Origin of the sequence: Salicibibacter halophilus (assembly GCF_006740705.1) — a bacterium.
Classification (GTDB): domain Bacteria; phylum Bacillota; class Bacilli; order Bacillales; family Marinococcaceae; genus Salicibibacter; species Salicibibacter halophilus.
This window is the reverse complement of the sequence record NZ_CP035485.1, coordinates 2719145-2734646: the sequence shown is the minus strand read 5'-3', so window position 1 is coordinate 2734646 and position 15502 is coordinate 2719145. Positions and strand designations below refer to the sequence as shown.

Sequence of the window (15502 nt, the reverse complement as noted above, 5' to 3'; positions counted from 1 at the left end):
ATTCACTCCCTAAACCCTGATTCCATAAGGTTGATATTGACGTCGAGCCGTTACGAGATGCTGGACTTCATTGGTTCCTTCGAAAATATCGAATACTTTCACATCGCGGAAAAGCTTCTCTACAATGTGTCCATCCAAGCCGACGGGACCCAGAAGTTCCAGGCATTTCACGGTGACATCATGTGCCATTTGCCCGGCGTACGCTTTGCACATGGCTGCTTCTTTAGCATTTTCCTTTCCGACGTCCGCTTTCCAGGCCGCTTCCCATGTAAGTAATCGCGCGGCATCGATATCCTGTTCCGCTTCAGCCAATGTCTGTGCGGCTAATGAAAAATAACGGCCTTGTTTCGGATACTCCTTTTGCACGATATCGACCGTATATTCATAAGCAGCGCGTGCAATTCCAACAGCCATCGCCGCGACAATAGGACGGGTGCTGTCGAACGTCTTCATCGCCACTTGAAACCCGGACGGGCTTGTACTGTTGCTGTTCTGTTCATAAAGCTCTTCTCCACCCAGGAGGTTTTCATAAGGGATAAAGCAATCTTCCAGCAGTAATTCCGCCGTCTCATTCGCACGAAGTCCCATTTTATGGGCCAAGCGTGAGCACGAGAATCCCGGAGTCCCTTTCTCAACGACGAATGCCCGCTGTCCTGCACGGCCAAGACTCGGGTCAACGGTGGCGAACACGACGACCCAGGACGCGCGTCCGCCATTGGTAATGAAAATCTTTTGTCCATTTAACACGTAACCGCCATCCACTTTTTCGGCAGATGTACGCACACCTGATGCATCCGAACCTGCTTCAGGCTCCGTCAATGCGTATGCGCCCCAGCGAGGTTCATCTTTTGTAAAAATCGATAGAAAACGTTCTTTTTGTTCCGGCGTACCGCTGCTTTGCACGGGCGGACCTCCAAGGCCGGCACCGGGGAGCGATAAGGCAACCGCCGGGCAACCCCAGGCCATTTCTTCGGTAGCCAAAACACCCATGCGATTTCCTTCTTTTTCTTTCGATTCTTTCTTTTTCGAGGATTTGTTTTTCCCGCCGCCACCGCCAAACGATGACGTGTTCAGATGAACCCCCATTTTATTCACTTTATCCAGCCAATCATCCGGTACACGCTCCAGGCGATCCGCTTCCATCGCAATCGGTCTTATTTCATTTTTCGCGAACCAATGGGTCATTTGCTGAATTTGTTTTTGTTGTTGCGATAACTCAAACGAGATCATTGCAGCACTCCCCTCTTCGCCCCAGTTGCTTCGTTTACAATCCGTTCACCGCGACGAGTAATCAAATCGTGTCCCCGACCATACAGACCGGCTTGCGCCTGGGCGTCACGAGCCCATTTCTCCACCGGGAATTCATCGACAAATCCGTGTCCACCAAGCATTTGAACAGCTGCGTCCGTAACAAAAAGCGAGGAGCGATGGGCTCGATACAAGGCCCGCAAAGACGCTTCAACGGCATCCTTCTTGCCTGCGTCCACTTTAGTTGCCGCGTCCCAGACGAGGTGGTTTACAATTCTCGTTTCAATCGCCATTTTCGCGATTTTAAAGGATACCCCTTGAAATTGCGCGATCACTTTGCCGAATGCCTTGCGTTCGGCGGTGTATTCCGTGGCATATTCAAGCGCGGCTTCCATTAAACCAACAGCTTTAGCCGCCTGTAATACTCGAATACGTGTCTGTCCCTGTGTAATCAATTCACGAGCCTCATCGCCTTGGGCGAGCACCTCGTCCGCTTGAATTCCGGCATCATCAAATTGGAGTTTAGCAAGGCCTGCGCTTAACAGCCCAAGACGATAGTCTCCGGCTTTGACACTCCAACGCTCGCCCCCAGGAGGATTTTGGAGCCATAACACTACCGGTTCATCATCCGTATCGACGGCAGCCACAGCCACATATTCGGCCTCTGCTCCCAAACGTACCGGGTGGGAAACACCGTTTAATGTATAACCATTGCCATTTTTATTGATTTGCATCTCTTCCGCCCAAGGTTCCTCCTTATTGAATGCATCGATAAAAGCAACATTCGGCCAAACGCCTCTCTGTCCGGCTTTTTTGTAAGCATCAAACACCGGACTTTCCGGATCCAGCCGAATGATAGAGGCTGCATCCCCGGCACCCGGCAAACCTTGAACCACCGCCAGATCCCCGTAACTGAGGGCTTGGAACATTTGCGCCTGGGAAATTAAGGGCAATTCTAGCCCATCCCAATGCTCGGGAAATTCGAGCGAAGCTACGCCAATCTCCTCTGCTTTCGCGATAATCTCGGCATCAACCGCTCGATTATTTTCACAATCCCTCGCCATGGGGCGAATGACATCTTTCGCAAACCCTTGGGCAACGTCAACGAATGCTGATTCATCTTCGGTAGGGGAAAATGAGATCAATGGGCACTCCTCCTTTTTCAGTTTTGTATAGATGACCATTAATTCGATGCTGTCTGAAATTCTTTCGCCCATTCGCGAAGTTTCTTTTTATCTGTCTTCCCGATAACATTTTTCGGGAGGTAGCCAGCGATTTTCAAAAATCGAGGGGTTTTGTACTTCGCTAAATGTTCCTGGGAGAAAGCGATCAACTCCTCTTCTCCTATATCGGAGCCACGTTTTTTCACAACATAAGCGCCGACTTCTTCCCCCATTTTTTCAGAAGGGACACCGATTACGCCCACCTCAGATACCTCGGAATGGCTTAATAACAACTCTTCCAGGTCTTTCGGATAGATATTAAACCCCCCGCGAATAATGACATCCTTTTTGCGGTCGACGATGAACACATAATTTTCTTCATCGATTTTGGCCATATCTCCGGTGTACAACCATCCATCTTTCAACACTTTCCCTGTTTCTTCCGGCTTTCCGTGGTACCCTTTCAGCACATTGGGACCGGAGACGATTAACTCCCCGACTTCATTTGCAGGCAACCGACGGCCACTTTCATCGACGATCGCAACTTCAATGCCCGGCAGCGGCTGCCCGACGGATCCGGATTTAATTTTTTTCCGTGGATCTGTTGCTGTTACAATCGGCGCAGCTTCCGATAACCCATATCCTTCCATGATGATACAGCCGAATTTTTTTTGGAATCCTTCCGCTAACGGTTTGGGAAGCGCAGCCGATCCGGATATACAAGCAAAAAATGTCGAGGTATCATAATTGTGTGCATCCGGATGATGGTATAGCGCGTGAAACATAGCGGGCACCATTGCCGAGTGGGTGACTTTGTATGTTTCGATCGCCTCCAGCACTTTCACAGGTTCAAAATGCGGAAGAAGCACATTTTTATCCCCAAGCATGAACGCAACATTCATCATTGTATATCCGAAAGCGTGGGAAAAAGGAAGGATGCTCAGACTGACCCGTCCCGTTTTAAGTTTGAGAATTTCTGCTTTTTTTGAAGCAGCAACCGCGTTGGAATAAAGGTTTTTATGGGACAGAGAAACACCTTTCGGAGCACCGGTTGTTCCTGCCGTGTACAATAATGCAGCCAGGTCTTCTTCATGGATGTTCACGTCGGGCGTTTCCGTTGAAGCTTTTTGCATTGTTTTTTGCAAAGAATTCTCATATTCCGGTTCTTCCAAAGTAAAAATTTTCGGGGGAGACGAGAGTCCGGTGCTTGCTTCTTGCACTTTTGAAAACAACATGTTTGTCGTTAAAACTACCTTCGGTGTGCAATCTTCCAATATATAACGGAGTTCCTGTGCTTGCAAAAGCGGCATGACGGGGACCACTGCCGAACCGTTTTTTATGACACCGCCGAATGCGATAACGACTTCGGGACAATTCGGCATCGTAACAACGACACGGTCTCCCTTTTCCACACCCATGTATCTTAGTGTGTGCGCCAATTGTGAAGAAGCTTCATCCAAGCGCACGTTTGTATATTCCTCCCCTTCATAGATAAGGATGGGATACTCCCCGTACTCATCAACGTTTTCCCGCCAAATTTTACTTAAATTCATCCACGGAGCCCCCTTCCTGTTTAAAAATAAGTCGGCTACACATACTACTGCTTCACCGACATGAACCTACTATTAATAGGAAAAAGTTATTGCTGTTCGGTGTTATACGCTTCCAACACTTCCTGGAGACGCAGCGCCAATCCCATGTCTCCGTCGATTTGCAACTGTCCGCTCATAAACGCTTCCGTTCCGTTCAATTCTCCTTCGGCCATTTTTATAAAATCATCGGAATCGAGCGTCAGCGTACAATCCGGTGTTTCTTTTTCTCCTTCTTCCGCGCGGCCATCATCGGAGTTCAGAATGACCTGAAATGTCCCGGCTTCATCTCCACTCAAGTTAAACTGATAAACAGCTTCCACGCCTCCTGCCCGAGAGGGATCTTCCTTAAGGCCTGTATTGATTTGATCAAAAACTTCTTTTATGTTTGCCATGATAAAAACTCCTTTTCTTTTAATTTAAATAAATGTTTGATTAAATGTCTTTTTGTTGTAAAAGGCACTTACAACCGCATCCCCCCTTTAAATTCAGCAAGCATGGTAAACGTTCCGACGGCAATACGGTTTAGCAATTGCGCCAATTCTTCTATGTCTTTTTTATCTTCTACAATGATTTTGTGAATCACGACTTCATTAATGGCGCCTACCATCGCTTGTGCAGCGGTATGGATTTGATCGTCAGAAAGCCTTTTCATTTGATTAGGTTCGGCGCGCACACTTTCATAGATAAATGTTGCGAATTCGACGTGAGCTTTGTGACGCACCTCTTCAACCTCCGGGCTCAATCCGGAAGAAGACACGAGTAAAAGGCGAGCAACAGGACGATGATCATTGCAGATTTGCAGATAGCGGCGAATACCGGCAAATGACTTATGAGCAATATGTGTCTCTAGTGCTGCCGTTTGTTTCACCTCTTTCAAGACTTCTTCGAGTAAAGATTGAAACAATTGAATGAGCAAATCTTCTTTACTATTGAAAAAATGATAAAAGGTCGTCTTCGACACTCGCGCCCGCTCAACAACTTCCAACACCGACGTTTCCCTAAACCCTTTTCCGGTGTATAAATGCAATGCAGCAGCGAGAATCTTATTTTGCGGATCTTCATATGGCTGATGATGGTACAATAGAGAAATCATCGGTGTTCACTCCTGCAATACTGATACGTATCCGTACTTTTTAATCACAGTATTCGGAATTCATAAAATGTAAGCGATTTATATCAATTGTAGGCGATTGATCACGCGTTGCCTATTCCCATAAATGTCGGGTATTGATTTTTTTCAGCGCGTGATCATACGTGAAATATAGGGGGTAGTTGTCGTAGGAGGGAAATCGGAAGTTATTGCTCCCGAATACAAGCGCGGATCATATTCATCCTCGAAAATGTGCCGAACGAGCGTTGTTCCAGTTTCACTTTATGAGGAAAAAGTTTTTTCTTGATCGTTTGATCTTTCCACCCCATTCGGTGCATTCGCAAGACCTCGTTTCGAGTCCTCTCCAAATATTCAAGCTTGCGATTCATCATTTCCTTCCCGTTTTGAACGACGCCTTCATGAGCACAAAACAGAGTCTGATAATCCAGACGGTTCAGTTTGTGCAACGTTTCAATATATGCGGACATCGATTCATCCTGCAAAAAAACCTTTGGATACGGGGTAATATATAAATCGCCGGTAAACAGCCAGCCATGCCGGGGCTCAAATAAACACACATGGTCGGCAGTATGGCCGGGGGTTTCAATCGGGTAAAAGTGGTACTTAGGTGTTTCCATGACATTCGGGTACGGCTTCGCCTCAAAAGGAAGACGACGCCCGGTGAAAAGTTCCTGATACCATGGGACCTTTGCCGTTACCCGGGCGATCGGAATGGTTTTTTCATGTGTGAATATCTTCGTTGTCACATTACGCGCGATCCATGGTGCCATGCCTGAATGATCTTCATGGTAATGCGTAATCGCTACCTGCTCAATCTCTCTTGACCGAAAAACGGGGGCCAAAGCCCGCCGCCTTTTACTCGGGCCGGTATCAATGAGCATACCGTCAACATAATAAAGGTAAACAGATATTAACGGAACATAAGGGTGGACCGAGATTTTGATGATTTCAACCTGCTCATGTTTCCATTTCTTTATTCTTTTATTGTTCATAGCAACCGGTGTCAAATACGATTCCCTCCGATACTTTCCCTCTATAACATACGTAACAATCTTTGTTCACCAATGATCTCCAAATACCGGGGGTATAATGCAAATGCCGGCGCGATCCGCGGCAACAGCTTTAATGCTTTTTGTTTAGAACCCTTTGTTTTGATCTTGCCTGTCATAATTGCAGCCGTTAGACTTACATTCCCTGCCCAAAACTGATGAGCCATATCCCCGGTGGTTTTCACACTTAATGCCGCGGGAATCGGTGAATCCCCCAAGTAAACGCTAAAATGTTCCCCTTTTCTAGGGTTTTCAGCATCCATACAGATCAGGGCTTCCGGTTCTGAAAACACAAATTCGGCACTCATTCTCGTCTTGGCAACCTTTTGCCCGATACCATTGATGAGGTCGATTTCATCCCCTTCTTCATGATACGCCGGATTTTCTCCCCACCATCGCCGTAAATCTTCGTATGATCTCGGGGAAGTCGGAACCTTCAAAAACTCGCCAACCACGCTGTAAAAATGCTCCGAATCGTTGAAAGCCTTCATGTCGCACCATCTCCCTTTTTATTGTTATCATAAACAGTGATGAATTGCCAATCAATACCGTTACATTGCGGGGAATAGGGGACAGGTACCCTACAGATGTCGGGGGGATCCGATCCGTTATAAAAAAATCGGAAAAGCACACCCCATGCTCTTCCAATTTTCCCAAAAACTAGTTTATATAAATCCTTGTTGAATGGCGATAGCCACGGCGTGTGTTCGGTTTCTCCCGTTCACCTTTTTTATGGAGCTGGAAATATAATCTCTTACGGTGTATTGGCTGAGATGCAACACAGTGGAAATTTCGTCGATGGATTTCCCGTTTTTGACGAGATTCATCACCTCAATTTCCCGCGGGGATAGGCGGGAAGACACCGTTTTTTGTAAATGATCGTACTGGGATTCTTGATATTGCATCAGCATTTCTCCGACATGATGACCCATTTTCACCAACACATTCATTAGTTCATCGTTAACTTCAAATTTCTGCCCCTCGCCTTGGTCCAAAAACACGGCTCCTATGAACTCCTTTTTCGACAGTGAATAAATAGGAGATACCACCAAAGAGTTCAGTTTGAACTTATTTATATAGTACTCCGGGAGCACATCAGCAGCATCGTCAATAAAAATGGGGCGGTACGTTCGAATTTTTTTCAAAAATTCTTGAACCATAGATGGACTGGAGAAAGGCTCCGTGATATTTTTGACCTCGTCGACATTTAAATTATACCCCGTCATCCCGATCCCCTTTTTTTCTTTTGGCAAATATAAAAAAAGCGCGCAACGTTCAAACGGCAAATAGCGTACGTACCCGGAAGCGATGTGCTCAAAAGCATCCTCCAGCCGCCGCGCTCGCATGACCCATTCATAGAAAAGGGCTACCAATGAGCGCCAATTTATTTGGTTTTCAGCATGGGAAACGGTCTCACGAATATCTTCATACAAACGAAAAGCCAACTTTAAGACCGCTTTCGTACGTGAAACATTTTTTTGTGGAACATAAAACAAAAGCAGCTCATTGCCGACTTCCTGTGTGATGAACACATGCTTTCCAAAAGTCTCTTCCTCGTCTCCCATTAAACGCAACACGGCTTTCTTCAAAAGTTCGATGGATTCCGTTTGGATGCTTTGCAACATGTGCCGCCAGCCCGACTCCATGGAATTACCGGATTTCTCTATGACATCTATGACCTGAAAAGTGGAATTATCCTTGCGGGAACGCACGATAAAATGAAAAGAAAACTCAGGGAGCGAGAACAAATAGTTTAAATACCCCTGCAGATCCATTCCATCTAATGGATAAGGCATTAAATGTTGGCTCAACATCGTAAAAAAATGATGGACAGCCTGGTGATTGCGGAAGGTAATCCCAGAACCATCCGGTGTATGTATGGCTTTATGGGTCGCATTCTCCAACAAATAGCAAATAAAAGTCATTTCATGTTTATCAATGTGAATGTCCTCTTCCCGCCATGCCATTTTTACTTCATGTAAAATCTTTTTGACATGGGACTCTTCTTCCGTATCCTTCTTTCCCTCTATAAATAATTGAGATTTCAGACATTTCATAATCGTATCCAGATGGGTTTTTAACTCTTCTTCATCCCATTGCATCACCTGGCCTTCTTTAATAATGTGGCGATGAAGCAATCGATCCCACTCTCTGGCGATGGAACTTTCATTCATTTGGAGGATCACAATACCTTCAAACGTTAACTCATCGATACGCTTATAAACTTCCACATCGCTCCCTCCTCAATGATTGAATGTTCATTCACTATAATATTTTAGATAAAACCATTTGTAGCTATCCTCTTATTATAAACGATGCAGTTATAAAATTCAAAATGATAGAAAATAGGAAAGCACGCACAATAAGGTTGTTTTTTTCAACTAAGTGTAATAAAATCTTTAACTAATGGCAAGTAAACTGATATGATTTATTTAAAAGATTGGGAACAGGGGGTGTCCGATGTTGTCTACACTTGTCGAGCTTGATCAAGTCGGGAAAAGCTTTGCGTCTACCGAAAAAGTTCTGGAAGGCATCAATCTAAACATAAAGCACAGGGAATTTGTATCGATCCTTGGGGAAAGCGGTTGCGGCAAAAGCACATTGCTCAATTTGATCGGCGGATTTGAAACGTTGTCAGAGGGGGATCTGTCTATCGCCGGAAAACCGGTGAGGAAACCAGGGCGACAGGCCATTATGCTTTTTCAGCATTATAATTTGCTTCCTTGGCGGACAGTCCAAAAAAATGTGGAGCTCGGGCTGGAGAACGAAGATATTACAGCTGCAGAAAAACACGAACGGGCTTCCGGTTATATCCAACTAGTCGGCTTGGAAAAAAATGCGGACCACTTCCCATCTCAACTTTCCGGGGGCATGCAACAGCGCGTGGCTATCGCGAGGGCGCTGGCCATCGAACCGGAAATCATCCTGATGGATGAACCTTTTGCGGCATTGGACACCTTCAATCGATATTACTTACAAGATGAGTTATTGCGCATTCAAAGAAAAGCAGAATCAACGATTGTTTTGGTCACGCATGACATAGATGAGGCCGTCTATTTATCGGATCGCGTCATCATCTTGGAGCCGAACCCCGGACGTATAAAGCGTTCTTTAAAGATTCAGCTGCCAAAACCAAGAGATCGCAGCCACGATGATTTTCAATACTTCCGAAAAACGATCTTTGATTCCTTTCAGTTCGGAGGCACGGAGAACGAACCCGATTATCATATTTAAATGGCGAGCGTGATGGCGCGAATGGAGGTAAAGATGCGACGAACAAGAACCATCAGCGTTATTTTGTTCTTAACCACAGCGATTATCCTGGCGGGTTGCGGGCAACGAGAACCCGCTGAAGACGATGTGATAAAAATTGGCTACTTGCCTATCACCCACGCCTCCCCGCTCTATTTCATGAATGAGTTTGAAGATGAATATTTGGATGGTGCTGAAGTAGAATTGGTGCAATTCGGGGATTGGATCGATTTAATGGATGCGCTTAACAGCGGAAGAATCGACGGGGCTTCCGTGCTGTTTCAACTCGCGATGAAGGCCAACGAGCTAGAAATCGACCTAAAAGCAACCGCCTTGGGACACCAGGACGGAAATGCCATTATTGCAGGCCACAACATCGATTCCGCAAATGATCTGGAAGGGGAAACCGTAGCGATCCCGCATACCCTTTCTTCTCATAACATTTTGCTCGATGAAATGCTGCAAGCGGAAGGGATGGAGTACGGAGATGTGAATGTTGTAGAGCTCCCTCCCGCCGAAATGCCGGCAGCGCTCGGAGAAGGACGGGTTGAAGCTTATGTCGTCGCCGAACCTTTCGGCGCGCTCGGGGTCACCCTTGATGCGGGCCATGTGCTCCATCAATCCCATGAACACTGGCCAAACAGCTTATGCTGCGCCCTCGTGCTTCGCGAGGATTTAATCGACGAAAAACCTGAACTTGCGAACCAATTCATGAGGGGTTATGGCGAAGCTGGAAAGCACGCGGATCATGACCATGAGGAAAGCTTTGCTGTCCATCAGCATTATATGGATATAGACGAAGAGGCTTTGGCTTTATCTTTGGATTGGATTTCTTACGACAACCTTGAGATTCCACGCGATGATTTTAATTACCTGAGACAACGCCTCGTTGACCTGGATTTGTCCGATGATCCTCCAACCTATGAAGAATTCGTCGATCCATCATTTTTTGAAGAACTGTAGGGATGCACATGAAGCCATTCTGGAAAAAAACCGGGAATATCTTGATCAGCTTCCTGCTGCTGATTACCGTTTGGCAGCTCATCATCTGGATTGGAGACTATGAGGAGGCTTTACTCCCCTCTCCTCTAAGTGTGGCGACCGGGTTTCTTTCGCTCCTCGCGGACGGCACACTGTTTGATCATGTAACCATTAGTCTTTTTCGTTTTATCAGCGGTTATGGCAGCGCGGTGCTCGCCGCCGTTATTCTTGGTCTCATCCTTGGCCGCGCCCAACGACTCTGGGCAATTGTTGAGCCGATCGTTCAAGTCCTTCGCCCCGTAGCACCCGTGGCTTGGGCACCATTCATTGTCTTATGGTTCGGCATCGGCAATATGCCGGCGATCGTCATCATCTTCATCGCAGCCTTCTTTCCGGTCTTGCTTTCCACCATAACGGCCGTGAAAAAAGTCGATGCAACTTACTTGAAACTCGCGGAGAACCTGGAAATTAAACAGCCTGCACTCATGTACAAAATTATCTTTCCGGCCGCGTTTCCCGGGATTGCCAATGGTTTGCATATTGCTGTCGGCACAGCTTGGATCTTTCTCGTTTCCGGGGAAATGGTAGGGGCACAATCCGGCCTTGGCTATCTCATCATTGATTCAAGAAACATGCTCGATTTCGACTTGGTGCTGGCAGGCATTTTTTCCATCGGTGTACTGGGATTGATTCTTGATAAATGCGTCGGTTTATTTGAAAAATGGGTGGGAAAACAGTGGGGCTATCAATAGCTCTCCCCCACTTTTTCATCCATAGTAATCACACTTAAATCATCCGAGCCGACCAACTGATTCGTTTGTGGATTAAAATAACGAATTTCCACTTCATCGCCGGTTGTGTCCACGAGTTTTTTATAACAAGGGTCAAGGTTTTTTCGTCCCCACAACAATAAGGAATGGAAAACCGGCTCCAAGTCTTTGCCACTTTCCGTCAAAGCATATTCAAATCGGGGCGGGTGCGTCGAATAAAGGGTGGATGCCACAAGATCTTCTTCTTCTAAATATTTCAGCCGATCGGATAACAAATTGGAAGAGATCCCTTCCAGATACCGTTTTATTTCGTTAAACGTCGTGTGGCCAACCATCAATTCATGAAGGATCAACAGTGTCCAACGATCGCCGACGATGTTCAACGTTTGTGCAATGTTACAAGGAAGGTTATAGTTTTTTTTCATGAAAATCACTCCTACACGTATAATAACATAAACTAAGTTGATTTATTTAACCTAGTGTATTATAATAACCAACAAAAGGAGGCGACATACATGGGATTATTTTTATTGGAATCTACTATAGACAATGATAACAGATCAAAAACCGCATTCGATGAAAAGGTGGCCACTCTTGAAAAGAGCCTGGAGCAATCTGAGCTGATTGAAGTGCAAGTATCCAGTGATTTCGACAAAGCATTCTTCATTGTTGAAAGCGACAACGAGGATACAGCGAAAGAAGCGCTTGAAAATCAAAATATCTCCGTTTCTCTTGTAAAAGAAGTCCGCATCGTCGGCCAGGACCTGGAAGATGCGAAAAAAGAAAAAGGGAAAGTCAACTACTTGGTTGAATGGAATTTCCCGGAAGATTTAACGATGGATGCGTATTTAGAACGAAAAAAGAAAAACTCCGTTCATTACGCAGAGGTTCCCGAAGTTGATTTTGCAAGAACGTATGTCTGTGAAGACATGACCAAATGCCTCTGCTTCTATGACGCCCCTGATGAAGATGCTGTAAAACGGGCAAGGGAAGCTGTCAAGACGCCGCTTGACTCGATTACGGAAATTTCCCATGACTAAGGGTTCGAAAAAACCGGGGATGAGGTTTCTCCCCGGCTCCCAATCCAAAAGGATTTAACATTGATCAATGAAACATTGCATACTGTATATCCCACATTTCGCGCCCGTTTGAGTATGTTTCTTAATTTTTGGCAGGAATTTGCCTTACCTGTATCAAAGGTTCAGGAAAGACAACCCATGAGGTGATTCCTTTGAGCCTATCACCAGAAGATCTTCCCGACATTCAACCCGTTCGTATCGGATCAACGCCAGTGATCCGCCAGCTGATGGATAAAATGGGATTAATTGAGGCCATCGACAAGCTATCTCCTGTCAAAGAGAAAGACTGTAACGTCTCCGTAGGGACAAGAGTAGCTGCTATGATCATCAATCAGTTATCCCATCGTAAAGCCCTTTATCGCGTCCAAGAATTTTATCAAGAGCAAGATGTCGAGTTACTCTTTGGTCCCGGAACGAAAGCGAATGATTTCAATGACGATGCGCTCGGCCGTGCGTTAGAGGCCCTTCATGAGGCGGGCATTGAGAAGGTCTGTAAGACAGCCATTCAGGCCGTTCAAGCTCCGATCGACCTCACGTGGAAAGGGCTCCATTTTGATACCACATCCTTTGTGTACACGGGCCAACCCAAGAATCACCCGGACGAGGAGGACATCTTGAAAATTGTACGCGGCTATTCCAAAGACCACCGGCCTGATCTGCCCCAATTCAAGTTTGGGTTGGGAACGACGCCGGAAGGCATCCCTGTTTATGGCGATATTTTAGACGGTAACCAGGATGATAAAACGTGGAACAAGCATGTCTTGCATGCGCTCACCGATTGGTATGATCCGGAACAACTGGAACAGGCGATTTTTATTTCGGATAGTGCCCTGGTCACCCAAGATAATCTGGAGGCCACCACGGGCCAAAAGGATCAGGCCGATTTTCAGTTTTTGTCCCGATTGCCGGAGAATTTCAATCTCGCCAAAACCTTGAAGGCAGAGGCCTTAGAGCAGGATTTGGATCAGTGGGAGGAGATCGGTGCCCTCGTGGACCGTAAAGGCGCTGCTTCTTACCGCATCTATCCCACCAAAGCTGACCTTAACGGGAAAACCTACCGGTTTCTGGTGATCCAATCCGACCATATGGATGCCCGAAAAGAAAAAACCATCCAAAGCAGCTTGGAAAAGGAACAGCGACGTTGGCACAAGGAACAAGCCGAGCTGGAAAGGCAGGACTTCTCCTGCGAGGCCGACGCGGAAGAGGCGCTGGGCGCATTTCTCAAGAAACACCAAAAAGGCTACCATACATTTGAGGGCACGACGGTCTGTGTAGAGCTGCCGGGCAAACGCCAAAAGCGGGGCCGTCCCAAAAAAGGGGAGGCGCCACCGCCGCCGATCACGGTTTATCGTGTCCGATTAACGCTTCATCCCCCTTCGGACGAACAGCTCGAGGCGCTTCGAAAGCAAGCCTCTATCTTTATTCTCGTGACCAGTGTCGCCAAAGATGATCAAGCAGACGTGGAGCTGTTAAAGGCCTATAAAGGGCAACAAACGGTGGAAAATCGCTTTCGTTTCCTCAAAAATCCCTTTTTTGTCGGCAGGGTCTATCTGGCAAAACCTAAACGCGTGGAAGCTTTTGCATGTGTGATGATGATCAGTGTCATGGTGTACAGCCTCTTTGAATACCTGATTCGCAAAAACATGGAAGGGGCCTCCGAACCCCTGAACCAACTTGGCGGAGGAGGACGCAGAAGCTTTCGCCCCACGGGTGAATCTGTTTTGGAACTTTTGGACACCGTCGACATCCTTCATATGGAGATTGACGGACATCTTCGGCGGTTCTTCCCGAAGCATTATGAGCCGCAATTACCCCGTATTCTCGATTTGTTGGAAATGGATGCCTCCATTTTCACAGAACCAAGGAGCTCGATGGCTGTCGAGAGCCGTCACCAGTAACCTTGAGACGGTCATTCGTTTGCCTTGCTAATGTCGAAGGAACGGGAATAAGCGCGCATTTTGTTGCATTGGCTGATGAATCAGCTACAATCAGACAAGCATAACGCGTTGGACATCAGGAATGATTAGTGTGCATGGTCGCTAGCGCGAAATCTGGGGTATATGGAAATCGACTTCATTTTTTTGCACTAAAAGCCGATTATAGTGATCGAATATATTTGTCTTATGAGGAGAATGACCCCATGGATCATTTAAAAGAATTGTTAAGGAAAGAACTTAAACCGATCGTTAACAAGATTGATACGGATGCTTATTATCCAAAAGAAATTTTGGAGTTGTTGGGCAAACATGGCTATTTCTCCTCAGGGACATTGCCCTACAAGCAAACGGTGCAAAGAGAAGTTGAGGTAGTGGAAGAAGTGTCCAAGTTTTGTATGACGACAGGCTTCAACGTTTGGTGCCATTTAGCGGCAACGACGTATGTTCGCCACAGCAGCAATGAATACTTGCAGTCGCAGCTTTTGCCTGAGCTTGAAGCGGGGCGTGCGATAAGTGGCACCGGGCTTTCCAATCCCATGAAGCACTACGCTGACCTGGAACCTATGCACCTTCAGGCGGAAAGCGTTGACGGCGGTTATACGGTGTCCGGCGCGCTACCGGCTGTTTCCAATCTGGGAAAGGACCATTGGTTTGGCGCGGTGGCTAAAGTGCATAATGAGAAACGCATCATGGTCTTTATCCATTGTGATGACGAAGGCATTGACTTTAAAGAAAAAACAAATTACCTCGGTCTTAATGGCAGTGCAACGTATGCCTGCCGATTGAATCAACTGTTTATTCCCGATGGCCAAGTGTTATCTGAAGACGCAGATACATTCATTGCCAACGTACGCCCTTATTTTCTTGTCTATCAAATTCCTCTCGGATTTGGCGTCATTCAGTCGTCATTACGCTCCATGGACATGTCCGAAAATAAACAAGGCGGATGCAATGATTACTTGCCAATACAATCAACCGATATTCAACAACCATTGGAAAACATGCAACAATCACTAAATGAATTGTTAACAAGTGTCGACGACCTGAAATGGGCTGATTTGCTGCCCATTCGCAGAGAAGCGGCCTACGAAGCGATTAACGCAGCAAACGCCGCGATGTTGCACGTCGGCGGTCCGGGCTATAACCATAACAGCGGCCCATCACGCCGCCTGCGCGAAGCCTATTTCCTCATTAACCTAACACCAACGGTAAGACACCTTGAAAAAATGATCGAACACGACAAAACACCCGCTAACAGCCGATAAAAGCGGGTGCCCGTGTTCATCACCTTTCCATTATTTGACCCATTCGATGCTATAT

At 46.4% G+C, this 15502-nt stretch carries 15 protein-coding genes; 6 read left to right on the top strand and 9 right to left on the bottom strand.

The annotated features are described in order from the left end of the window. Positions 1-9 precede the first annotated feature (9 nt). The 8 genes from EPH95_RS13375 to EPH95_RS13340 all read right to left on the bottom strand — a co-directional run bounded on the left by EPH95_RS13375 (position 10) and on the right by EPH95_RS13340 (position 8394). A complete protein-coding gene (locus EPH95_RS13375) occupies positions 10-1230 on the bottom strand; it encodes an acyl-CoA dehydrogenase family protein (protein ID WP_142090563.1) in 1221 nt (406 codons plus the stop codon). Then, positions 1227-2465 (bottom strand): acyl-CoA dehydrogenase family protein, encoded by a 1239-nt coding sequence (locus tag EPH95_RS13370; protein WP_319592782.1) that lies wholly within the window; start codon positions 2463-2465, stop codon positions 1227-1229. Before EPH95_RS13370 ends, EPH95_RS13375 begins: the two co-directional genes overlap by 4 nt. Beyond that, positions 2432-3964 carry a class I adenylate-forming enzyme family protein gene (locus EPH95_RS13365; protein WP_142090561.1) on the bottom strand — a complete coding sequence of 511 codons (1533 nt, stop codon included), beginning with the start codon at positions 3962-3964 and terminating at the stop codon, positions 2432-2434. Before EPH95_RS13365 ends, EPH95_RS13370 begins: the two co-directional genes overlap by 34 nt. 86 nt (positions 3965-4050) lie before the next feature. Further along, positions 4051-4395 carry an SCP2 sterol-binding domain-containing protein gene (locus EPH95_RS13360; protein ID WP_142090560.1) on the bottom strand — a complete coding sequence of 115 codons (345 nt, stop codon included), beginning with the start codon at positions 4393-4395 and terminating at the stop codon, positions 4051-4053. Between the two features lie 68 nt (positions 4396-4463). Then, positions 4464-5096: a TetR/AcrR family transcriptional regulator gene (locus EPH95_RS13355; RefSeq protein ID WP_142090559.1), complete on the bottom strand. Its 633-nt coding sequence runs from the start codon at positions 5094-5096 to the stop codon at positions 4464-4466. Positions 5097-5299: 203 nt separating this feature from the next. Then, complete coding sequence (locus EPH95_RS13350; protein WP_160141769.1) at positions 5300-6106, bottom strand: MBL fold metallo-hydrolase; 807 nt, start codon at positions 6104-6106, stop codon at positions 5300-5302. 41 nt (positions 6107-6147) lie between these two features. Further along, positions 6148-6654, bottom strand: a complete 507-nt coding sequence (locus EPH95_RS13345) for a hypothetical protein (protein ID WP_142090557.1) — start codon at positions 6652-6654, stop codon at positions 6148-6150. A 174-nt stretch (positions 6655-6828) separates the two neighbouring features. Further along, positions 6829-8394, bottom strand: a complete 1566-nt coding sequence (locus EPH95_RS13340) for a helix-turn-helix domain-containing protein (RefSeq protein WP_142090556.1) — start codon at positions 8392-8394, stop codon at positions 6829-6831. A gap of 229 nt (positions 8395-8623) precedes the next feature. Between EPH95_RS13340 and EPH95_RS13335 the strand changes: the two genes are divergently transcribed. From EPH95_RS13335 to EPH95_RS13325, 3 genes are read left to right on the top strand one after another with little or no spacing between them, the layout of a single operon-like run. Continuing rightward, positions 8624-9397: an ABC transporter ATP-binding protein gene (locus EPH95_RS13335; RefSeq protein WP_142090555.1), complete on the top strand. Its 774-nt coding sequence runs from the start codon at positions 8624-8626 to the stop codon at positions 9395-9397. A gap of 33 nt (positions 9398-9430) precedes the next feature. Then, positions 9431-10378, top strand: a complete 948-nt coding sequence (locus EPH95_RS13330) for an ABC transporter substrate-binding protein (RefSeq protein ID WP_142090554.1) — start codon at positions 9431-9433, stop codon at positions 10376-10378. 8 nt (positions 10379-10386) lie between these two features. Further along, positions 10387-11148, top strand: coding sequence for an ABC transporter permease (locus EPH95_RS13325; protein ID WP_142090553.1), 762 nt, complete (start codon positions 10387-10389; stop codon positions 11146-11148). Here EPH95_RS13325 and EPH95_RS13320 read toward each other — a convergent pair. Then, a complete protein-coding gene (locus tag EPH95_RS13320) occupies positions 11142-11591 on the bottom strand; it encodes a winged helix-turn-helix transcriptional regulator (protein WP_142090552.1) in 450 nt (149 codons plus the stop codon). The two genes, EPH95_RS13325 and EPH95_RS13320, sit on opposite strands and share 7 nt — an antisense overlap. 90 nt (positions 11592-11681) lie before the next feature. Between EPH95_RS13320 and EPH95_RS13315 the strand changes: the two genes are divergently transcribed. From EPH95_RS13315 to EPH95_RS13305, 3 genes are all read left to right on the top strand, one after another. Continuing rightward, positions 11682-12206: a DUF4242 domain-containing protein gene (locus tag EPH95_RS13315; protein WP_142090551.1), complete on the top strand. Its 525-nt coding sequence runs from the start codon at positions 11682-11684 to the stop codon at positions 12204-12206. Between the two features lie 191 nt (positions 12207-12397). Further along, positions 12398-14143, top strand: a complete 1746-nt coding sequence (locus EPH95_RS13310; RefSeq protein WP_142090550.1) for an IS1634 family transposase — start codon at positions 12398-12400, stop codon at positions 14141-14143. A gap of 242 nt (positions 14144-14385) precedes the next feature. Beyond that, positions 14386-15447, top strand: coding sequence for an acyl-CoA dehydrogenase family protein (locus tag EPH95_RS13305; protein WP_142090549.1), 1062 nt, complete (start codon positions 14386-14388; stop codon positions 15445-15447). Positions 15448-15502 lie beyond the last annotated feature (55 nt).

What these genes read in the sequence shown, in the direction of transcription:
- EPH95_RS13375 (WP_142090563.1), bottom strand. Translation starts at nt 1,230, where the DNA reads ATGATCTCGTTTGAGTTATCGCAACAACAAAAACAAATTCAGCAAATG.
- EPH95_RS13370 (WP_319592782.1), bottom strand. Translation starts at nt 2,465, where the DNA reads ATGGGCGAAAGAATTTCAGACAGCATCGAATTAATGGTCATCTATACA.
- EPH95_RS13365 (WP_142090561.1), bottom strand. Translation starts at nt 3,964, where the DNA reads ATGAATTTAAGTAAAATTTGGCGGGAAAACGTTGATGAGTACGGGGAG.
- EPH95_RS13360 (WP_142090560.1), bottom strand. Translation starts at nt 4,395, where the DNA reads ATGGCAAACATAAAAGAAGTTTTTGATCAAATCAATACAGGCCTTAAG.
- EPH95_RS13355 (WP_142090559.1), bottom strand. Translation starts at nt 5,096, where the DNA reads ATGATTTCTCTATTGTACCATCATCAGCCATATGAAGATCCGCAAAAT.
- EPH95_RS13350 (WP_160141769.1), bottom strand. Translation starts at nt 6,106, where the DNA reads ATGAACAATAAAAGAATAAAGAAATGGAAACATGAGCAGGTTGAAATC.
- EPH95_RS13345 (WP_142090557.1), bottom strand. Translation starts at nt 6,654, where the DNA reads ATGAAGGCTTTCAACGATTCGGAGCATTTTTACAGCGTGGTTGGCGAG.
- EPH95_RS13335 (WP_142090555.1), top strand. Translation starts at nt 8,624, where the DNA reads ATGTTGTCTACACTTGTCGAGCTTGATCAAGTCGGGAAAAGCTTTGCG.
- EPH95_RS13330 (WP_142090554.1), top strand. Translation starts at nt 9,431, where the DNA reads ATGCGACGAACAAGAACCATCAGCGTTATTTTGTTCTTAACCACAGCG.
- EPH95_RS13325 (WP_142090553.1), top strand. Translation starts at nt 10,387, where the DNA reads ATGAAGCCATTCTGGAAAAAAACCGGGAATATCTTGATCAGCTTCCTG.
- EPH95_RS13320 (WP_142090552.1), bottom strand. Translation starts at nt 11,591, where the DNA reads ATGAAAAAAAACTATAACCTTCCTTGTAACATTGCACAAACGTTGAAC.
- EPH95_RS13315 (WP_142090551.1), top strand. Translation starts at nt 11,682, where the DNA reads ATGGGATTATTTTTATTGGAATCTACTATAGACAATGATAACAGATCA.
- EPH95_RS13305 (WP_142090549.1), top strand. Translation starts at nt 14,386, where the DNA reads ATGGATCATTTAAAAGAATTGTTAAGGAAAGAACTTAAACCGATCGTT.